19 protein-coding genes are annotated in these 19,266 nt (G+C 71.7%); 7 read left to right on the top strand and 12 right to left on the bottom strand.

The features are described 5' to 3' along the window. The first annotated feature begins 241 nt into the window (after nt 1–241). Both hutI and hutH read left to right on the top strand, forming a co-directional pair. A complete protein-coding gene (hutI, locus tag ACIA8L_RS52365) occupies nt 242–1,411 on the top strand; it encodes an imidazolonepropionase (RefSeq protein WP_395917183.1) in 1,170 nt (389 codons plus the stop codon). After that, on the top strand, nt 1,408–2,928 hold the full coding sequence (gene hutH, locus ACIA8L_RS52360) for a histidine ammonia-lyase (protein ID WP_395917181.1): 1,521 nt from the start codon (nt 1,408–1,410) through the stop codon (nt 2,926–2,928). Before hutI ends, hutH begins: the two co-directional genes overlap by 4 nt. Nucleotides 2,929–3,326: 398 nt before the next feature. Here hutH and rdgB read toward each other — a convergent pair whose 3' ends face one another. The 6 genes from rdgB to ACIA8L_RS52330 form a co-directional block, all read right to left on the bottom strand. Further along, nucleotides 3,327–3,923, bottom strand: a complete 597-nt coding sequence (gene rdgB, locus ACIA8L_RS52355) for an RdgB/HAM1 family non-canonical purine NTP pyrophosphatase (RefSeq protein WP_395917179.1) — start codon at nt 3,921–3,923, stop codon at nt 3,327–3,329. Further along, nucleotides 3,920–4,648, bottom strand: a complete 729-nt coding sequence (gene rph, locus ACIA8L_RS52350) for a ribonuclease PH (RefSeq protein ID WP_395917177.1) — start codon at nt 4,646–4,648, stop codon at nt 3,920–3,922. Before rph ends, rdgB begins: the two co-directional genes overlap by 4 nt. A 34-nt stretch (nt 4,649–4,682) precedes the next feature. Then, on the bottom strand, nt 4,683–5,495 hold the full coding sequence (locus ACIA8L_RS52345; RefSeq protein ID WP_395917176.1) for an SGNH/GDSL hydrolase family protein: 813 nt from the start codon (nt 5,493–5,495) through the stop codon (nt 4,683–4,685). Between the two features lie 39 nt (nt 5,496–5,534). Beyond that, nucleotides 5,535–6,650, bottom strand: coding sequence for a glycosyltransferase (locus ACIA8L_RS52340; protein WP_395917174.1), 1,116 nt, complete (start codon nt 6,648–6,650; stop codon nt 5,535–5,537). Next, nucleotides 6,647–7,795 carry a glycosyltransferase family 4 protein gene (locus ACIA8L_RS52335; protein WP_395917172.1) on the bottom strand — a complete coding sequence of 383 codons (1,149 nt, stop codon included), beginning with the start codon at nt 7,793–7,795 and terminating at the stop codon, nt 6,647–6,649. Before ACIA8L_RS52335 ends, ACIA8L_RS52340 begins: the two co-directional genes overlap by 4 nt. Before the next feature lie 110 nt (nt 7,796–7,905). After that, a complete protein-coding gene (locus tag ACIA8L_RS52330; protein ID WP_395917170.1) occupies nt 7,906–8,658 on the bottom strand; it encodes an MBL fold metallo-hydrolase in 753 nt (250 codons plus the stop codon). 254 nt (nt 8,659–8,912) lie between these two features. Here ACIA8L_RS52330 and ACIA8L_RS52325 point away from each other — a divergent pair, with 254 nt between their 5' ends. Then, nucleotides 8,913–9,260, top strand: a complete 348-nt coding sequence (locus tag ACIA8L_RS52325; protein ID WP_395917168.1) for a hypothetical protein — start codon at nt 8,913–8,915, stop codon at nt 9,258–9,260. Here the strand turns inward: ACIA8L_RS52325 and ACIA8L_RS52320 are convergent, their stop codons facing one another. The 6 genes from ACIA8L_RS52320 to ACIA8L_RS52295 are packed head-to-tail and all read right to left on the bottom strand — an operon-like array spanning nt 9,261 to nt 13,467. Further along, complete coding sequence (locus ACIA8L_RS52320) at nt 9,261–10,211, bottom strand: PLP-dependent cysteine synthase family protein (RefSeq protein WP_395917167.1); 951 nt, start codon at nt 10,209–10,211, stop codon at nt 9,261–9,263. A gap of 4 nt (nt 10,212–10,215) precedes the next feature. Further along, the gene (locus tag ACIA8L_RS52315; protein ID WP_223098538.1) at nt 10,216–10,527 is read right to left on the bottom strand and encodes a MoaD family protein; all 312 of its coding nucleotides are present in this window, start codon (nt 10,525–10,527) and stop codon (nt 10,216–10,218) included. A 51-nt stretch (nt 10,528–10,578) separates the two neighbouring features. Further along, nucleotides 10,579–11,070, bottom strand: a complete 492-nt coding sequence (locus tag ACIA8L_RS52310; RefSeq protein ID WP_395917165.1) for a Mov34/MPN/PAD-1 family protein — start codon at nt 11,068–11,070, stop codon at nt 10,579–10,581. A gap of 49 nt (nt 11,071–11,119) precedes the next feature. Then, nucleotides 11,120–11,641 carry a DUF2017 domain-containing protein gene (locus tag ACIA8L_RS52305; protein ID WP_395917272.1) on the bottom strand — a complete coding sequence of 174 codons (522 nt, stop codon included), beginning with the start codon at nt 11,639–11,641 and terminating at the stop codon, nt 11,120–11,122. After that, nucleotides 11,617–11,913 carry an ATP-dependent Clp protease adapter ClpS gene (clpS, locus tag ACIA8L_RS52300; protein WP_223098540.1) on the bottom strand — a complete coding sequence of 99 codons (297 nt, stop codon included), beginning with the start codon at nt 11,911–11,913 and terminating at the stop codon, nt 11,617–11,619. Before clpS ends, ACIA8L_RS52305 begins: the two co-directional genes overlap by 25 nt. Before the next feature lie 15 nt (nt 11,914–11,928). Beyond that, a complete protein-coding gene (locus ACIA8L_RS52295; RefSeq protein WP_395917163.1) occupies nt 11,929–13,467 on the bottom strand; it encodes a hypothetical protein in 1,539 nt (512 codons plus the stop codon). A 197-nt stretch (nt 13,468–13,664) separates the two neighbouring features. Here ACIA8L_RS52295 and ACIA8L_RS52290 point away from each other — a divergent pair, with 197 nt between their 5' ends. From ACIA8L_RS52290 to ACIA8L_RS52275, 4 genes are all read left to right on the top strand, one after another. Further along, on the top strand, nt 13,665–16,289 hold the full coding sequence (locus ACIA8L_RS52290; RefSeq protein ID WP_395917161.1) for a LuxR C-terminal-related transcriptional regulator: 2,625 nt from the start codon (nt 13,665–13,667) through the stop codon (nt 16,287–16,289). Nucleotides 16,290–16,324: 35 nt separating this feature from the next. Next, the gene (locus ACIA8L_RS52285) at nt 16,325–17,611 is read left to right on the top strand and encodes a nicotinate phosphoribosyltransferase (protein WP_395917159.1); all 1,287 of its coding nucleotides are present in this window, start codon (nt 16,325–16,327) and stop codon (nt 17,609–17,611) included. Then, a complete protein-coding gene (locus ACIA8L_RS52280; RefSeq protein ID WP_395917157.1) occupies nt 17,608–18,189 on the top strand; it encodes a nicotinamidase in 582 nt (193 codons plus the stop codon). Before ACIA8L_RS52285 ends, ACIA8L_RS52280 begins: the two co-directional genes overlap by 4 nt. 216 nt (nt 18,190–18,405) lie before the next feature. After that, nucleotides 18,406–18,780, top strand: coding sequence for an STAS domain-containing protein (locus tag ACIA8L_RS52275; protein WP_395917155.1), 375 nt, complete (start codon nt 18,406–18,408; stop codon nt 18,778–18,780). Nucleotides 18,781–19,266: the final 486 nt, after the last annotated feature.

Raw genomic sequence — 19,266 nt, 5'->3', positions numbered from 1 at the left:
CCGACGGATTGAAGGCGCGTCATGAGGTCGCTGCTGGTCGCCGACGCGACGGCCTCGAGCGGAACGCCGGCGGGCACTCTGGACGCGGCGGACCGCGGAGCCGGTCGCCGCCAGCGGATCGAGGTCGCGTCATGAAGTCGCTGCCGATCGCCGACGCAACGGCCTCGAGCGGGACGCCGGCGGGCACCCTGGCCTCGGCGGACCGCGGAGCCGGTCGCCGCACTGGGATCGGGGTCGCGTGATGAGGTCGCTGCTGGTCACCAACATCGGGGAGCTCGTCACCGGCGATCCGGCGTGGGGTGAGGGGCCGTTGGGCATCCGGCGGAACGCGGCGCTCGTCATCGACGATCGGCGGGTCGAGTGGATCGGGCGGGCCGCGGACACGCCGATGGCCGATGCGCGGCTCGACGTGGACGGGGCGGCGGTGTTGCCGGGGTTTGTCGACAGCCACTCGCATCTGGTGTTCGGGGGCGATCGCGCGGCGGAGTTCGCGGCGCGGATGGCGGGGCAGCCTTATACGGGTGGGGGGATTCGGACGACCGTCGGCGCGACTCGGGCCGCCGACGACGAGCAGCTGCGCGGCAATGTGGCGCGGCTGCGGCAGGAGGCGCTGCGGCAGGGCACGACCACGATGGAGATCAAGTCCGGGTATGGGCTGAGCGTCGCCGACGAGTCCCGGTCGCTGCGGATCGCGCGGGAGTTCACGAGCGAGACGACGTTCCTCGGGGCGCATGTGGTGCCGGCGGAATACGTGGACCGGACGGACGACTACGTGAGCCTGGTCTGCGGGCCGATGCTGTCGGCGGCGCGGGCGGCCGGGGCGCGGTGGATCGACGTGTTCTGTGAGCGGGGGGCATTCGATGCGGATCATTCTCGGGCCATCCTGACCGTCGGCGCCGACGCGGGGATGGGTGTGCGCGTGCACGCCAACCAGCTGTCGGAGGGGGCTGGAGTACAACTGGCGGTGGAACTGCAGGCGGCCTCGGCCGATCACTGCACGCATCTGTCGGCGGCCGACATCGCGGCGCTGGCCCGGTCCAGCACCGTCGCGACGCTGCTGCCAGGGGCGGAGTTCTCGACGCGGTCGCCGTATCCGCCGGCTCGGGCGCTGATCGATGCGGGGGCGACGGTCGCGCTGGCCACCGACTGCAATCCGGGGTCGTCCTACACCACGTCCATGCCGTTCTGCATCGCGCTCGCGGTGCGTGAGATGGCGATGACGCCGGCCGAGGCCGTGGCCGCGGCGACGCGGGGCGGGGCGGCGGCGCTGCGCCGGGACGACATCGGGCGGCTGACCTACGGGGCGCGGGGCGACCTCGTCGTGCTGGACGCCCCCACGCACGTGCACCTGGCCTACCGGCCTGGGGTGCCGCTGATTACCAACGTCGTGCTCAATGGGGAGCTGGTTTGATCACCATCACCGCCTCTGGCATCAGTCCCGACGACCTGATCGCGGTCGCCCGGGCCAACGCGCGGGTGACCCTCGCGCCGGACGCGCTCGACGCCATGCGCGCGAGCCGGTCCATCGTCGACGCGATCGAGCGGGACGGACGCCCGGTCTACGGGGTGTCCACCGGGTTCGGGGCGCTGGCCAACACGTTCATCGCACCGGAGCGGCGGGCGGAGCTGCAGCACGCCCTGATCCGCTCGCACGCGGCGGGAGTCGGTGCGCCGATGCCACGCGAGGTCGTGCGGGCCATGATGCTGCTGCGGATCCGGTCGCTGGCGATGGGGCGTTCGGGGGTACGCCCTGAGGTCGCGCAGGCACTCGTCGAGCTGCTCAACGCCGACATCACGCCGTGGGTGCCCGAGCACGGATCGCTCGGCGCGTCCGGCGACCTGGCCCCGCTGGCGCACTGTGCGCTGGTGCTGATCGGCGAGGGCTGGGTGCTGGCGAAGGACGGCACCCGGGTGAGCGCGCTCGATGCCGGAGTGTCGCCGATCCAGCTGTCCTCCAAGGAGGGGCTGGCGCTCATCAACGGTACCGACGGCATGCTGGGCATGCTGCTCATGGCCATCGAGGACGCGCGGCACCTGTTCACGATGGCCGACGTGACGGCGGCGCTGTCGATCGAGGCGATGCTCGGGTCCGACCGGCCCTTCATGCCCGAGCTGCACACGATCCGGCCGCACCCGGGGCAGGCGGCCTCGGCGGCGAACATCCACCGGCTGCTGCAGGGCTCGCCGATCATGGACTCGCACCGGGACGACCTGGCGCATGCGGTGCAGGACGCATATTCGATGCGGTGCGCGCCGCAGGTAGCCGGGGCGGCGCGGGACACGCTCGAGTTCGCGGCGACGGTGGCGGCGCGGGAGCTGCGGTCGATTGTGGACAACCCGGTGGTGCTCACCGACGGACGTGTCGAGTCGACAGGGAACTTCCACGGGGCGCCGCTCGGGTTCGCCGCGGACTACCTCGCGATCGCGGCGGCCGAGGTCGGGGCGATCGCCGAGCGGCGGGTCGACCGGCTGCTGGACGTCACGCGGTCGCGGGACCTGCCGCCATTCCTGACGCCGGACGCGGGGGTCAACTCGGGGCTGATGATCGCGCAGTACACCGCGGCGGGGATCGTCGCGGAGAACCGCCGGCTGGCCGCCCCCGCGAGCGTGGACTCGCTGCCCACGTCGGGCATGCAGGAGGACCACGTGTCGATGGGCTGGGCCGCGACCAAGAAGCTGCGGACGGTGCTGGACAACCTGTGCAGCATCCTCGCCGTCGAAATGCTGTCCGGAGTGCGCGGCATCCAGCTCCGAGCACCGCTGATGCCGTCGCCGGCCGCGAAGCTGGTCGTGGCGGCCGTTGAGCAGTTCGCGGGCGGGCCAGGGCCGGACGTGTTCCTGGCCCCCGTGATGGAGGCGGCGCGCGGGCTGGTCGGGTCGCGCGAGCTACGAAGGGAGATCGAACGGGCCGCGGGCACACTGGCTTGACGCGAACGGGCCCGACGGAAAGGGCACCGCGGACCAGCTCGGGCAGCGGCCGCCGCGGACCAGCTCGGGGAAGAGCCGAGTCCGAGGCGGCCGCAGCGGAGCAATGACGCCGTGCGGCCGAGCGCGGAGGGAGCCAGCGAGCCAGCAAGGCAGCCAGCGGACCAGCGAGCGGACACGCAAGCCAGCGAGCACGTGAGCAAGAGAGCAAGCGGACAGGCAAACCAGCGGGCGGACAAGCGAGCACGTGAGCGAGAGAGCAAGCGGACAAGCAAAACAGCGGGCGGGCGAGCGAGCACGTGGGCGAGAGAGCAAGCACGCCCCAGCGCCCCACAGGCAGAGGACAAGACGAGCAAGCTAGCCAGGGCGGTGGGGGCTGGAGAGCGGGTGGGGTGGGGCGGTTACAGGGCGGCGGCTAGGGCTCTGAAGGCCTTGCCTCGGTGGCTGATTGCGTCTTTTTCTTCGGGGGTTAGTTCGGCGGTGGAGATGGTGTGGCCGTCGGCTACGAAGATTGGGTCGTAGCCGAAGCCGCCCTCGCCGCGGGGGGTGCGGATCAGGTGGCCTGGCATTTCGCCTCGGAAGACCTGTTCGCGGCCGTCTGGGTGGACCAGGGCGGCCACGCAGACGAAGGCGGCGCCCAAGTGTTCGTCGGGGACGTCGGCTACCTGGGCCAGGACCAGGCGGTTGTTGGCGTTGTCGCGGTCCGGGTCGCCGCTCGGGAGGCCGGACCAGCGGGCTGAGAAGACGCCGGGCATGCCGTTCAGGGCGTTCACGGCGATGCCCGAGTCGTCGGCGATGCTGGGCAGGCCGGTGTTCTGGACCGCCTCGCGGGCCTTCAGCAGAGCGTTCTCCTCGAACGTCAGGCCGGTCTCCGGGGACTCCGGGTAGGCCTCGACGTCGTCCAAGCCGAGCAGGTTGACGTGCGGGGCCGACGTCTCCAGGATGCGGCGGAGTTCGATCAGCTTCTTCTTGTTGCGGGTGGCCAGCAGGAGGTTCATCCGGCCAGCGCCTTCTGCTGCAGCGTGGTCAGCTCGGCGCAGCCGCGGGCGCCCAGGTCGACCAGGGTGTCCAGCTCGGCGCGGGTGAAGACGGCCTGCTCGCCGGTGCCCTGGACCTCGACGAAGTCGCCGGTGCCGGTGCAGACGACGTTCATGTCGACGTCGGCTACGACGTCCTCCTCGTAGCAGAGGTCCAGTCTTGGCTCGCCGCCGATGATGCCGACGCTGACCGCGGCGACCGAGCGGTGCAGGACGTCGGCGGGCTTGCCGGCCAGTTTGCGCTGGGTGGCCAGCCAGGCCACGGCGTCGTGGAGGGCGACGTAGGCGCCGGTGATGGCGGCCGTGCGGGTGCCGCCGTCGGCCTGGAGGACGTCGCAGTCCAGGACGATCGAGTTTTCACCAAGGGCCTTGAGGTCGATCGTGGCGCGGAGGCTGCGGCCGATCAGGCGGGAGATCTCGTGGGTCCGGCCGCCGATCTTGCCCTTGACGCTCTCCCGGTCGCTGCGGGTCGTCGTGGCGCGCGGCAGCATCGAGTATTCGGCGGTCAGCCAGCCCAGGCCGGAGCCCTTCCGCCAGCGCGGCACGCCCTCGGTGACGCTGGCGGTGCACAGCACGCGGGTGTTGCCGAACTCGATGAGCACGGAACCTTCCGGGTGCATGCTCCACTGGCGAGTGATCGATATGGGTCGAAGTTGGTCGGAGACGCGTCCATCGGGTCGGGCCATACCGAACACCCTAGTCAAGCCGCAGACGGCAAGCTCAGGCGACCTTCCCGGGAACCGGATCGAGCAGATCGAGGTCGGCCGCGGGTGAGCCGTGCCGCCACTCGGACCAGGCGAGGCGGGTCAGGCCGGGCAGCAGGTCGGTGGAGCGGCGGATCATCCACTGGGTGCCGGCCGTCGAGAGCCACAGGGCCTGTGCGAGCTTGGACGGCGGGCGGTTGGTCGGCTCGGGTGTCGGGCGGGCCGGGTCCAGCCCGTCGGCCAGCAGCGCCTTGACGACGCCGCGCTCCTCGAGCAGGTCGTAGTAGGAGCCGGCCAGGAAGCGGTGGCCGCGCTCGCTGGGATGGAGGCGGTCGACGCTCCACATCTCCGGCCGGTATGAGTCCGGGTGCCCGGCCGCGTTGAAGTGCAGGGTGTCGTAGCGGGCCGCGACCCGGTCGGCCGCGCCGTTGAGCTCGACCATGCGCCGGGCCAGCGGGCGGGCCAGGGGGCCGGGCAGGCCGAAGATGGCGCCGGGGGCGGGCAGCCGGATCGTCATCACCTCGGCTCCGGACTCGCGCAGCGCGGCCACGCTCCGGTCGAGGTGGCCTTCGAACCGGGCGGCGTCGAACGGGTCGCGCAGCGTGTCGTTGGTGCCGATGAGCACGGCGGCGATGGCCGGCCGCACCGCGAGGGCCCTGGGCAGCTGGTCCCGCTCGATGTCGTGGGCGCGGGCGCCGCTGGTGGAGCAGTTGTACAGGCGGACGCCGAGGGACCGGGCCAGGATCGGCGCCCAGCCCCGCCAGCCGCCTTTGACGCGGTCGCCGTAGCCCGCGGTGGTCGAGTCACCAAGAGCAGCGAACACGGTCATGGATCCACCCCCGGGAAGCGGGTCCGAGCGGGCACCGGGTCACGAGACCGCTCCGGACAGGACGAGCGAGTGGTGCACGGCGAGGAAGCCGGCCACCGCGGCCGGCCAGGAGAACTGCTCCGCCCGCGCCCGCGCCTCGGCCCGTCGGGCGGGTGCGGGTCGCTCGAGCACTTGCAGTACCCCCGCAGCAAAATCGTTTGTGACGGCGACGCCCGCGGGGCCGACCACTTCGGGCAGTGCGGACGCGGCGTCGACGACGACGGGTGTGCCGCAGGCGAGCGCCTCCAGCGCGGCCAGTCCGAAGGTCTCGATGGGGCCGGGCGCGATGACGACGTCGGCGGTGGCGAGCAGGGACGCGACCGCGGTGCGCTCGGCGACGAACTCCATGAAGTGCGCGGCGTGCCCGCGAGCTTGCTCCTGGAGCCGGGCGCGCAGCGGGCCGTCGCCGACGACGACGAGGGCCGCGTCGACGCCGCGCTTGCGCAGGGCCACGAGGGCCTCCACGGAGCGCTCGGGCCGCTTCTCCTGGGAGAGCCGGCCGCAGTGGACGAGCAGGACCTGGTGCGGCTCGGCGTAGCGGGCGCGCAGGTCGGCGGCGTAGCGGGACGGGTTGAACAGCTCCAGGTCGACGCCGAGCGGCACTTGGGCGACGTTCTCGGCGCCGATGCGGCGGAACTCGCCGGCGGCCCAGCTCGTCGTGCACACGATCTTGTCGTAGGAGCGGAAGCTGCGGGTGTTGAGCATGTTGGCCCACGGGTTGCCCAGCGGGCCGGCGAACGTCAGCAGGCCGGCCAGGCTCTCGTGGGAGACCATGACGGCGGGGATGCCGCGCTCGCGGGCCCAGCGGCCGGTCCAGCGCAGGGTGAACCGGTCCGAGACCTCGAGCCGGTCGGGCTCGAGGTCCTCCAGCAGCTTCTGCAGCCGCCGCCGGGCCAGGATCACGCGGTAGCCGCCGGTGCCGGGGACGACCGGGCCGGGCAGCGTGATCACCCGGCCCTGGGAGGTCATCTGGTCCGCGTACTCGGCGCCGGGCACGATCAGGATCGGCTCATGCCCGGCCGCGAGGTAGCCGGCGCCGAGGGAGTGCAGAGCCGTCCGCAGCCCGCCAGAGCGCGGCATGACGAAGTTCGCGAGCCGCACGATCCGAGATGTCATGCGGGGATGGGAACAGATCGAGCGGCGATGCCACCACTGTGCACATCCACGTAGTGCTTGATCAATTCGTCGCCGACGGCCGACCAGGTCCGGGAGGCGACCGCCACGCGGGCGGCCACACCCATCGCCAGGCGCCGCTCGGTGTTCTCGACCAGGGACGTGACCGCGGCGACCAACGACGGGGCGTCGCCGGGCGGCACGAGCAGGCCGGTGCGGCCGTCGTCGACCAGGTCCAGCGGGCCGCCCTGGGCCGGAGCCACTACCGGTACCCCCGACGCCAATGCTTCTTGAATGGTCTGACCGAAGGTCTCGAACGGGCCGGTGTGGACGAACAGGTCGAGGCTGGCGAAGATCCGGGCCAGCTGGTCGCCGCGGCGCTCGCCGAGGAAGACCGCGTCCGGCATGGCCCGCTCCAGGTTGGCCCGGGCCGGCCCGTCGCCGACGACGACCACGCGGACGCCGGGGATGCGGCTGACCGGCGCGAGCAGGTCGACGCGCTTCTCGACGGCGAGGCGGCCGACGTAGCCGATGATGACCTGACCCTCGGCGGCCACGGCGCGGCGCAGGGCGGATGAGCGGTGCCCGGGGTCGAAGCGGGCCGCGTCGACGCCGCGGCGCCAGAGCCAGACCCGCTCGATGCCGTGGGTGTGCAGGGCGGTGGCGGAGGCGGTCGAGGGGGCCAGGGTCCGGTCGGCGGCGTTGTGGATGTGCCGCAGCCAGCGCCAGGCGGTCTGCTCACCGAGGTTCGACTTGTAGTACAGGCGGGCGTAGGCGGGCACGTCGGTCTGGTAGACGGCCACGGTGGGCAGGCCCAGCGACGCGGCCACCGTCATGCCGCGGGCGCCGAGCACGAAGGGGCTGGCCAGGTGCACGAGGTCGGTCTTGTGGGCCTTCAACGCGGCGGCCAGGCGGCGGCTGGGCAGGCCCAGCCGGAAGGTCCCATAGCCGGGCGTGGCCACCGAGGGCACGCGGATGATCTGGTACGGGAACGAGCCGGTGACCGAGCGCGCCCCGGAGGACGGCTGTGGTGCGATCACGAGCGGCTCGTGGCCACGCGCGACGAGGTGTTCGGCGACCCGGACGACGGAGTGGGCCACACCGTTCACATCGGGCGGGAACGATTCGGTGACGATCGCGATCCGCATGCCATGACCATGAGGGCGGCGTCCATGCATGCGGCCACAGTAGGTTGGACAGACGGCAAACGGGTCCCTAAATGTCGTCCCTTGGGCGAGGTAAGACCCCTAGAAAACCCTTAGATGTCGTACCGCGCGCCGGGCCGGACGATATCGATGGGTCCAGAGAAGGCACTCGATGCCGCCTCCAGCGTGAGTGCCTCGCTGCCCCACGCGGGCACCAGGTGCGTCAGCAGCAGCCGCCCGACCCCGGCCTTGGTGGCGTGCTCGGCCGCTTCCCGGCCGGTCAGGTGCAGGTCCGGAGGGTTGTCGACCCCGTCGAGGTAACTCGCCTCACACAGGAACGCGTCGGCACCCTGGGCCAGCCGGATGAGCGGCTCGCACGGCGCGGTGTCGGCCGAGTAGGTGAGCACGCGGCCACCGTGCTCGAGCCGGACACCGTAGGTCTCGATGGGGTGGTTGACCCGGTCCACGGTCACCCCGAACGGGCCGATCGGGAAGCTGCCCGGCTGCAGCGCGTAGAAGGTGTAGACGTCGCTGATCGACATCGGCTCGTTCTCGCCGCCGTAGGCCGCCGTGATCCGCTCGGGCGCGTTGACCGGCGCGTAGACCGGCAGCGGCGGGAACGGCCCGGGCGGGGCGTAGCGGCGGGCCACGATGTATGAGCAGGCGTCGAGCATGTGGTCGCAGTGCAGGTGCGACAGCAGGATCGCGTCGACGCCGTAGAGGTCGCCGTAGCGCTGCAGCGCCGACATCGAGCCGGGGCCGAAGTCGAGCAGGAGGCGGAAACCTTCCGCCTCGATGAGGTAGGCGGAGCAGGGCGCCTCCGGCCCCGGGAAGCTGCCGGCGCAGCCGAGAACCGTGAGCCTCATGATGCTGCCCTCAACCCGCCGTCTCCCGTCTTCGAACGAACCGTGGATCGAACCGGTCAGGTGAGGATAGATCCAATCCACGGACCGGCCGCGCTGGGCACGGCTTTGGCCCGTTCACGCTGCGCGAAGCCTACGCCGGACAGGCGTTCCAGGCCGAAAGATCGGGGGGCGGATGTCGCCAACGTGACAGGGTCGCGTCACGCTCAACTACCTCGCTCGTTGCACGCAGTGAGGCGGTAACAGAGGAGGCGACCGTGTCGGTTGACGTGTCCCGGGCCAAGCGACTGCGCCGGCAGCTGCCGGACGCGTTCCGGCTGCCCACGGAGGCCGATCCGCGCCCGGACAACCGTCAGATCGCCGCCGTGTGCGCCTGGGCGGCCGCGCTGGGCCTCGGGGGCATGGCGGTGGCCCTGCGGGCGTTCGTGGGGCTCATCTCGGAGTATCGGGTCTGGTACGGCCCCGTCGTCATCACCATCGGCCTGTTCGGCCTGGCCTGCACGATCGCCGCGTTCGCCAGCGTGCACCGGCGCCGGCTCCCATACGCGCTGCTGGGCACGGCGTCGGTGACGCTGCTGATCGGCTGGATCGTGACGGGGCTGTAGTCAAGCCCAGAGCTGGCCTTCGAGGGCGTTCTCCGCCTCGGACAACGTGCCGCCGTAGGCGCCGGTGGAGAGGTACTTCCACCCGCCATCCGCCACCAGGAAGACCACGTCGGCCCGCTTGCCGGCCTTGAGCGCCTGGTGGGCCACGGCGAGCGCGGCGTGCAGGACGGCCCCGGTGGAGAAGCCGACGAACATGCCCTCGACCTCGACCAGCTGCCGCGTGCGCAGCACCGAGTCCTGCGTGCCGACGGAGAAGCGCCGGGTGAGCACTTGGGCGTCGTACAGCTCCGGCACGTAGCCCTCGTCGAGGTTGCGCAGCCCGTAGACCAGCTCGCCGTAGCGGGGCTCGGCCGCGATGACCTCGATGTCCTCCACCTTTTCGCGGAGGTATCGCCCCACGCCCATCAGCGAGCCGGTGGTGCCCAGGCCGGCCACGAAGTGCGTGATCGTGGGCAGGTCGCGCAGGATCTCCGGCCCGGTCGACTCGTAGTGGGCGCGTGCGTTGGCCTCGTTGCCGTACTGGTAGAGCATCACCCAGTCCGGATGCTCGGCCGCGATCTCCTTGGCGACGGCGACGGCCCGGTTGGAGCCGCCGGCCGCCGGCGAGGTGATGATCTCCGCGCCGTACATGCGCAGTATGGCCGTGCGCTCGGCGGAAACGTTCTCCGGCATCACGCAGACCAGCCGGTAGCCCCGCAGCTTCGCCACCATCGCCAGCGCGATGCCGGTGTTGCCGCTGGTCGGCTCGATGATCGTGTCACCGGGACGAAGGCGGCCGGCTTCCTCGGCCGCCTTCACCATCCACAGCGCCACGCGGTCCTTGACGCTCCCCGTCGGGTTGCGATCCTCGAGCTTGGCCCACAGCCGCACGTCGGCGCTCGGTGAGAGCCGCGGGAGGCCGACCAGCGGCGTGTTGCCGCACGCGTCGAGCAGGGACTCGTAGCGCGTCACGCGATCAGCCCCGCAGGGCGTGAGCGGCGGCGAACGCGAAAGCGCCACCCGCGACCGCGGGCAGGATCGTCACGGAGTCACCGTCGTTGAGCTTCGCGTCGAGCGCGCCGAGGAAGCGGACGTCCTCGTCGTTGATGTAGACGTTGACGAACCGGTGCAGGCCGCCCTCGCCCGTGATCAGCCGGTCCCGGAGGCCGGCGTGCCGGGAGTCGAGGTCGGTGAGCAGGTCGGCGATGGTGTCGCCGGAGCCCTCGACGGTCTTGGCGCCGCCGGTGTAGCTGCGCAGGATGGTGGGGATGCGAACCTCGATAGCCATTCTTCGTCTCTCCTGTTAACGACGGACAAAAGGGTCAAATCCGGACACGTATTAACTGCCGGTCTGACACTCGTAGTCGACGGTCGCCGGGCTCTGCCCGAAGAGGTACCGCTGGACGGCATTCGGATCCACGACTGCATTAACTACCTGAACCGGCTCCTCGGTGACGGCCCCGTCCACGATGCGGAACGATCGGACCTCGGTCACGTCCGGCTCCCGGGTGGAGACGAGCAGGTAGTGCGCGTTTGGCTCACCGGCGAACGAGACGTCCGTGCGCGACGGATAGGCCTCGGTCGCGGTGTGCGAGTGGTAGACCACGACCGGCTCCTCGTCGGCGTCGTCCATCTCCCGCCACAGCCGCAGTTGCTCCTTCGAGTCGAACTCGTAGAAGGTCATGGAGCGGGCCGCGTTTTCCATCGGCACGTGCCGCACCGGCTGGTCGGAGCCGGCCGGACCCGCGACGATCCCGCACGCCTCGTCCGGGTGGTCCCGGCGGGCGTGCGCGACGATCGCATCGAGGATCGCGGCGTCGATGGTCAGCACGCCCAACAGCCTACCGAAACCCGAACGCCCCTCGCCCGTGACCGGCGTCTCAACCCATGAGCGCGCCGACCAGGGACTCCTGCAGATAGGTCAGGTACTGGTAGACGGAAAGCTGGGCCACCCGCGCTGACGTGGGGTCCTTCAGGATGGCCTCGTCCAGTTCGGCCTCGATGTCCACGTCGTCGTCGGCGATGCCGAGCCGGAGCCCGAGCGTCAGCCGGACGTCGGTCAGGGACCGCAGCCAGGCCTCGGCCTGCTCCTCGTCCAGCGCCACCTCGCCCCCCTCGACCGGCAGGGCGTCGAGCAGCAGTGCGGCCTGCTCCAGCTTCGACGAGCGAAGATCATCTTCTGTGTACCGCCGCAGCTCCGCCGAAAGCGCGGGGTCATCGCGGTACACATCGGGGAAAAGCCGCTCGATGACCGGATCGGTGCGGTCGAAGCCCTCGGAGAGCAGGGTGATCACCTCGAGCATGACCTCGTTGAGCACCGCGGCCTCGCCCGGGCCGAACCGGGCCACGCACACCGTGCCGGCGCGCACGAACATCGTCACGACTGCTCCACTGTCGCCCAGAGCCCGTGGGCCTGCAGGCGGGAAGCGTCGTACTCCATTTTCTCGCGTGCCCCGCTGGTCACGATCGCCTTGCCCTTCTGATGCACGTCGAGCATGAGGCGTTCGGCCTTCTCTTTGCTGTATCCGAACAGCTTCTGCAGGACCCAGGTCACGTAGCTCATGAGGTTGACCGGGTCGTTCCAGACCACCGTCACCCACGGACGGTCGGTCTGGGGCACCTCATCAACCTCGACGTGAGTCTCTTCGATCGGTAGGACCTGCGGCGCCGCCATACCAACATGGTGCCATCAAGCGAGCAGCACGCCATGGTCGACCGCGTCTCCAGCGATGATCGACAGGGCCTGCCGCAGCTCCGCGTAGCGCTCGCTCAGCTCGTGGCCCAGCTCGACCTCGATCTCGCGCAGCGCGTGCTGGAGCCAGCGGCGGCAGTCCTTCTTGTCCGGCAGCTTCGGGGGGCCGCCCGGGGCGTGGCGCGCCTGCCACATCGCATACGAGCCGGCGTTGAGCCCGATGCCCAGCGGCGAGACCACCCGCCCGGCGCCCTCCGGCTCGGCCGCCCCGGTCGCGGAGAGGCTGTCCAGGGCACCGGCCCCGGTGAGCGCGGCGACACCCGAAGTGGTGGTCACCAGCAGGGCCCGGTCGCGCTCCCGGCCCTCGTCGCGGGCCGAGTCGACGGCCCGGCGGGCGGCCGCGGCCACGCGGGCCAGCACCGGCTCATCCGCCGGGGCGTCCAGCAGCGCGCCGAAGACGGTGCCGATCACCTCGCGGGTGTCGGCGTGCAGCTGACGGGTGCTGCGCACGGACAGCGCGTGCAGCTGCCGGTCGAGCACGCGGGGCAGCTCGGGGCAGCCCTTGCCGGAGCCGAGCTCCTGCACGCAGCGCACGTGGATGGTGGCCAGGTCGATCGAGACCCGCTCGATCGCGGCCAGCCGGCGGGCCCGGATCTCCCGGTCCAGGTGCTCCGGCCAGCCGTCGTCGGCCGAGACGGTGACCGCGGCGACCCCTCCGGTGCGGGCGGCGGTCGCCTCGGCGGCCGCGCTCTGCTCGTCGGCCCAGGCCTCGAGCTGGTGGCGCAGCTCGGCCACGCCGAAGACGGACGCCGGGTCGAGCGAGACCGGGAACCACGGCGCGGTGGCCAGCTTCGAGCCGCGCGAGGCCAGCAGCGCCCGGTTGGCGGCCAGCATCTCCGGCCACTCGTCGTGCTGGTCGATGCGGGTGAGCACGAACGCGATGCGCTCCAGCCGATCGGCCGCGGCCCCGAGCAGGTCGAGGTCGGCCCGGGCCAGCGGGGCGGCCGCGTCGACCACGAAGAGCAGGCCGAGGCCGTCGAAGGCGGCGTCGAGCGAGATCTCGGCGGCCGCCGGGTCCAGCTCCCCGCGGCCGGGAGTGTCGATCAAGGCGACCCGCTTGAGCAGCGGCGACGGGTGCGCGACCTCGATCCGGCGGGCCGGGCGGACGGGGCCCTTGGCCGAGCTGCGCTCCGGGAACGGGCGCGGCTCGCGGTGCCCGGGCACGTAGGCCCACGCCTCCGACCGGTCGCCGTGGCGGAACACCAGCCACGCGTCACCGGCCTCGATCGGCTCCGCGGATCGCCGGATGAGGGCGTTGACCAGAGCCGTCTTGCCGGACCTGGCGGTGCCGGCGACGATCGCGCAGGACCGTTGGGGCGGTTGCCACGCGGCGCTGGTCGGCCGGTAATTCCGGCTGCCATACACACCACCGGCCGGCATGGCGGCCACCGATCCCCCGTTCGTCGGGACGCCGAAGCCCGGCGCTGACGTCAGGGTCAGATCGATCAGCGGCGCCTGCATAACCCCGAAGCCCATGTGCGACCTCCTTGTGCACGCCCGGGAAGGAGCCCTCCACGCGCGGCGCGGCAGCGCTGGCGGGCGGGCATCGGAACGCTACGTGAACGGACACTTACAACAGCAGGGTTCGTGGTACTCACTGGGGCCGAACGCACTACTCAAGTTCGTGCGTCCGCAGGTACGCGCAGTAATCAACGTATCGATATGCTGCGACGGTGCCTCCCTGGAGCTTTGTCGGCAGAAACGCAGAACTGATCCGAGTCGCCGAGGCGGCGTCCGGTTCGACCGGTCGCGGCCTGATTCTCGGCGGGCCCCCTGGCATCGGCAAGAGTCGATTGCTGCGCGAGGGCGTCAACACCCTTGACCAGGACAGACTCGCGGTGTGGACGGCAACCGCGAACGCGGCCACGGCCGGTCTGCCGCTCGGCGGGCTGGCCCAGGTGCTCCCGCCCGACCAGCCCGCCGGCGGCTCCCCCGCCGGTCTGCTGCGCTGGGCGGTCGACGCGCTGCACCGCCAGGCCGCGGGTCGCCCGATCGTGGTGGCGATCGACGACGCCCACCTGCTCGATCCACTGTCGGCGGCGCTCGTGTATTACGTCGCCCGTTCGGAGAACGCCACGGTGATCGGCACCGTGCGCACCGGCGAGCCGGTGCACGACCCGATCAGCGCGCTCTGGAAGGACGACCTGGTCGAGCGGATCGAGCTCGGGCCGCTCACCCTCCAGGAGACCTCGGACCTGCTGCAGCAGGTCCTCGGCGGCCCGGTCGACTCGGCCTCGGTGGACCGGCTCTGGCAGCTGTCGCAGGGCAACGCGCTGCTGCTGCGCGAGCTGGTGATCGCCGCGCACGCGGCCGGCGAGATCGTCGAGAGCTACGGCATGCAGCGCTGGACCGGCCGGGTCGACCTGGCCCCGACGCTGACCGAGGTCGTCGACGCCCGCATCGGCAAGCTCACCCCGCCCGAGCGGGCCGTGCTGGAGCTGGTCGCCTTCGGCGAGCCGATCGGCCTGCCGCTGCTGGTCAAGGCCACCGACATGGCCACCGTCGAGATCGCCGAGGAGCGGCAGCTGGTCCGGGTCGTGGTCGAGGACCGGCGCACGACGGTCCGGCTGGCCCACCCGCTCTACGGCGAGGTCGTGCGCCGCCGCTGCCCCGTCACCCGGTTCCGCCGCCTGCTGGCCGACCTGGCCTCACTGGTCGAGGAGTGCGGCGCCCGCCGCCGCGACGACCTGCTGCGCGTGGCCGTCTGGCGGCTCGACAGCGACACCGCCCGCGACCCGGTGCTGCTGCTCAACGCGTGCCGGCTGGCGTTCGCGACGTACGACATGGCCCTGGCCATGCGGCTGGGCCGGGCCGCGGTCGCGGCCGGCGGCGGGTTCAATGCGGCCGAGACCCTGGCCACGATCCTGATGTTCGCCAACTGCCCGGACGAGGGCGCGCTGCTGCTCGACCGGAACGAGGGCCAGATCTCCGACGAGAGCCAGCGCAGCCGCTGGCTGGCGATCCGGCACATCACCTCGCACTGGGGCGTCGGCGACTCCTCCACCGTCGACGAGATGGACCGCCAGGCCCACAAGATCGTCGACCTGCGGGAGCGCTCCCTGGTGCTGGCCGTCGAGTCGACAATGCGCCTGCACCGCGGCGACTACGGCCTGGCCCTGACCCTGGCCCGGACCGTGCTGGACAGCCCCGCCTCCGCGCCCGGGCCGCGGGCCCTGGCCCGCAGCAACATGGGGCACCTCCAGGCGATGCGGGGCACCCCGGTGCAGACGGTCAAGGCCATGGGCCTGCTCGACGCCGACGCGGCCCAGTGGCGGGCCGAGGTGCCGTGGATCCAGCTCGGCATCGAACTGGCCCGCGGCACCGCCATGATCCTCGCCGCCGACCTGGAGGCCGTCGACGCCATCGTGGCCACCGAGTTCGCCGGCATGGCCGACGCCGGCAACTTCCTGCTCGGCTCCGGCTACCTGCAGATCGTCCGGGCCCAGGCCGCGCGGCTGCGCGGGCACCTGCAGGAGGGCGGCCGGGCCGCCAGCCAGGCCAGCGCCATGCTCGCCACCGGCCGGATCTTCGTCGCCCTGGCCCACGCCGAGCGCGCGCACACCGCCGCCCTGCAGGGCGACGCGGCCGGGGCCGCGGCCGCGTTCGCGCTGGCCGAGGAGGCTCACTACCGCTCCATGGAGGTCCTGTACCCCTGGCTGGAGGAGGCCCGGGCCTGGGTCGCCGTCGCCGCCGGGGACGTGACCACCGCGGCCGAGGTGCTGCGCCTGCTGGCCGCCCGCAACCGCAGCGACGGGTTCGCCGCCCACGAGATGTTCGCCCTCTACGACCTGGGCCGCCTCGGCTTCGCGGCCGAGGTCAACGAGCGGATCAACGCCCTCGCGCAGACCGTCGAGGGCCGGCTCGCCCCGGCCATGGCCTGGCACGTGCGGGCGATGGCCGAGGAGGACGGCGGCGCGCTGCTCGCGGTGGCCGAGGAGCTGGCCGAGATGCAGCTGCACCTCTTCGCGGCCGAGGCCGCCGCGGGCGCGGTGACGCTGCTGCGCGGCATCCGCTCGCCGCAGACCCCGCGGGCCGCCCAGCGCCTGGCCGAGCTGCGCGTCGAGTGCCCGCAGGCGGTCACGCCGGCCCTGGTCGTGCCGCAGCCGATGCTGACCGGGCGGGAGCGCCAGATCGCCCGCCTGGCCGCGGCCGGGGTGCCATCGAAGGAGATCGCCGATCAGCTGTACCTGTCCTCGCGCACGGTCGACAACCACCTCATGCGGGTCTACGCGAAGCTGGGCGTGACCGGCCGGGCCGAGCTCGCCGCCGCCTTGCGCTCCCTGCCGCCCGAGGAGTGATCGCGGTCCTATAACTCGTGCAATATGTTGGTCGGGTGACGAGTAGCGCACTGCTGACCGACCACTACGAGCTGACGATGCTGTCCGCCGCGCTGCGCGACGGCACCGCCGACCGCCGGTGCGTGTTCGAGGTGTTCGCGCGCCGCCTGCCGATCGGCCGGCGATACGGCGTCGTCGCGGGCACCGGGCGGCTGCTCGACCTCATCGCCGACTTCCGGTTCGGCGCGGACGAGGTCGACTTCCTGCGCGGGCGCGGCATCGTGGACGACCTGACCGCCGACTGGCTCTCCAACTACCGCTTCAGCGGCGACGTCGACGGCTACGCGGAGGGTGAGCTGTTCTTCCCGGCCTCGCCGATCCTGACGGTGAGCGGGACGTTCGCCGAGTGCGTGGTTCTGGAAACGCTGATTTTGTCGGTACTGAACCACGACAGCGCGATCGCGGCGGCTGCGGCCCGCATGGTCACCGCGGCGCGCGGCCGGGCCGTGATCGAGATGGGCTCGCGACGCACGCAGGAAGAGGCGGCGGTCGCGGCGGCCCGGGCGGCCTACCTCGCCGGCTTCGCGTTCACCTCCAACCTCGAGGCCGGACGGCGCTACGACATCCCCACCACCGGCACCGCGGCGCACGCGTTCACGCTGCTGCACGACTCGGAGCCGGCCGCGTTCGCCTCCCAGGTGGCGACGCTGGGCAAGCAGACCACGCTGCTGGTCGACACCTACGACATCGCGCAGGGCATCCGCAACGCGATCGCGGTGGCCGGACCCGACCTGCGGGCGGTGCGGATCGACTCCGGCGATCTGTCGGTGCTCGCGTCCGAGTCCCGGGCCCTGCTCGACTCGCTGGGCGCCACGGACACGCAGATCGTCGTGTCGGGTGACCTGGACGAGTACGCCATCGCCGCCCTGGCCGCGGAGCCGGTCGACGCCTACGGTGCCGGCACGGCCGTCGTCGTCGGCTCGGGCGCGCCGACCGCCGGGCTGGTCTACAAGCTGGTCGAGGTCGACGGCCGGCCGGTCGTCAAGCGCTCGGAGAACAAGGGCACGGTCGGCGGCCGTAAGACCGCGGTGCGCCGGCACAAGCCGACCGGCACCGCGGTCGAGGAGGTCATCGTCTCGCTCGGCACACCGGAGCCGCAGCCGCACGACCGTGTGCTGCAGCGCCCGCTGGTGCGCGCCGGCGCGAAGGTGGACGGCCTGCCGTCCCTGGCCGACTCGCGCGAGCACCTGCGCCAGTGCCTCATCTCCATCCCCTGGGAGGGGCTCAAGCTCTCGGCCGGCGACCCCGCCGTTCCGGTCATCATGTCTGGAGGCACCGCATGACGCGGGCGTTGATCGTGGTGGACGTGCAGAACGACTTCTGCGAGGGCGGCTCCCTCGCGGTGACCGGCGGGGCCGGAGTCGCCGCGCAGATCTCGGCCGCGCTGGCCGGCGGGGCCGACGGCCGCTGGGACCACGTCGTGGCCACCCAGGACCACCACATCGACCCGGGCGCGCACTTCGCGGAGCACCCGGACTACGTGAGCACCTGGCCGGTGCACTGCGTGGTCGGCACGGACGGCATCGGCCTGCACCCCAACCTGGACACCGCGCGGATCGAGGCGATCTTCGAGAAGGGGTCGTACGCCGCCGCCTACTCCGGGTTCGAAGGCGCGGCCGACGGCCGGGGTCTGGGCGACTGGCTGCGTGAGCGCGCGGTCACGGAGGTCGACGTGGTCGGGATCGCCACGGACCACTGCGTCCGGGCCACGGCCCTCGACGCGGTGCGTGAGGGCTTTGTTACGACGGTGCTGCTCGACCTCACCGCCGGGGTCGCCCCCGCCACGACCGCATCCGCCCTGGTAGAGCTGCGGGAAGCGGGAGTGACCTTGGTCGGTGAACCGGTCGTGGCCGGGAGTTGACCGAGCGGCGGATGGCACGTGGCTGGACTTGCCGTGTAACAACCGACGTGTACCGTCATCCGGGCAAGCGGTTCCGCAGCAACTGATGTGAGGGTTCCTCACGTCTCTATGTAAGGAGCACCTACACGGAGCGTGGCGAAAATGGTTAGACTTCGCTACGCTTGCGGGACCTCAAAGGGTCGTCCATGGTGGACGGCTCAGCACCAGGAGGGTCACGTGAAGTTGTCGATCGAGACTCGTCCCTCGGATCAGCGCGAGGCAGTGCTGACACTGAGTGGCGAAATCGACTATGAGACCGCTCAGGAGCTCCGCACCTCGGTGAGCTCAGTGCTCGACGGAAGCATCGACCTCCTCGTCATCGATCTCGCGGGGGTCACCTTCCTCGACTCCACCGGCATCGGCACCCTCGTCGTTGCCAAGCGCATCTGCCACAGCATGGGCGTCAAGCTCGACATTCGCCGGCCCAACCCCTTCATCGCGCGCCTGTTCGCGGTGGTGGGAGTGAGCGACATCCTCGGCGTGCCGATCCCGCCCGGCACGGTCTCCGGCCGCCTCCCCGCCCCTCGCGGCGGGGTGACCCAGCCGGCCTGACCGCTACAGAACGTAGTTCCTCTCTCGGCTCCGGCCGCACTCCTTGACGACAGCGCGAGGAGCGCCCCGCCCACACCCCAGCGGCGGCGCTCCCGCGCTCGAGCCGTCACAGTCAGTGGCACCGAGTATCGCCCTCTTGACGGAGCGTCACAGAATCACCCTCCGGGGTGACCGTCGGCGATTTTTCATAAGACTGTCATGTTTCTCTTGTGCCACCACTGATCTTCACCACTGCGCGGCACTTGAGCACCACCAGGCGGCTCTGGTCGCCACGCGACGCCCGACCGCCTCCACCACGGGGTCGTTCCCGTCCGCAGTGGTACTGCAGCGCCCCTCGGCACGGGTTCAGGGGCCCGCGGGCGCGCCGTGCGTTCCAGTCGCACATTGAGCGCCGCCAAAGACCACACCGGAGTCGTCCCGGTCGCAGGAACTCTGGCCTTCTTGGCAGGCGCATCGGACGTGACCTCGCCGCCGCCGCGATGCCGG

It is taken from the genome of Dactylosporangium sp. NPDC051541, assembly GCF_044454505.1.
Lineage (GTDB): Bacteria > Actinomycetota > Actinomycetes > Mycobacteriales > Micromonosporaceae > Dactylosporangium.
This window is presented reverse-complemented; position numbering and strand designations above follow the sequence as displayed.

Bases quoted from the DNA above. Each gene is read 5' to 3' on its own strand.
- hutI (WP_395917183.1), top strand. From the start codon at position 242: ATGAGGTCGCTGCTGGTCACCAACATCGGGGAGCTCGTCACCGGCGAT.
- rdgB (WP_395917179.1), bottom strand. From the start codon at position 3,923: ATGAACCTCCTGCTGGCCACCCGCAACAAGAAGAAGCTGATCGAACTC.
- rph (WP_395917177.1), bottom strand. From the start codon at position 4,648: ATGGCCCGACCCGATGGACGCGTCTCCGACCAACTTCGACCCATATCG.
- ACIA8L_RS52345 (WP_395917176.1), bottom strand. From the start codon at position 5,495: ATGACCGTGTTCGCTGCTCTTGGTGACTCGACCACCGCGGGCTACGGC.
- ACIA8L_RS52340 (WP_395917174.1), bottom strand. From the start codon at position 6,650: ATGACATCTCGGATCGTGCGGCTCGCGAACTTCGTCATGCCGCGCTCT.
- ACIA8L_RS52335 (WP_395917172.1), bottom strand. From the start codon at position 7,795: ATGCGGATCGCGATCGTCACCGAATCGTTCCCGCCCGATGTGAACGGT.
- ACIA8L_RS52330 (WP_395917170.1), bottom strand. From the start codon at position 8,658: ATGAGGCTCACGGTTCTCGGCTGCGCCGGCAGCTTCCCGGGGCCGGAG.
- ACIA8L_RS52315 (WP_223098538.1), bottom strand. From the start codon at position 10,527: ATGGCTATCGAGGTTCGCATCCCCACCATCCTGCGCAGCTACACCGGC.
- clpS (WP_223098540.1), bottom strand. From the start codon at position 11,913: ATGGCGGCGCCGCAGGTCCTACCGATCGAAGAGACTCACGTCGAGGTT.
- ACIA8L_RS52295 (WP_395917163.1), bottom strand. From the start codon at position 13,467: ATGGGCTTCGGGGTTATGCAGGCGCCGCTGATCGATCTGACCCTGACG.
- ACIA8L_RS52280 (WP_395917157.1), top strand. From the start codon at position 17,608: ATGACGCGGGCGTTGATCGTGGTGGACGTGCAGAACGACTTCTGCGAG.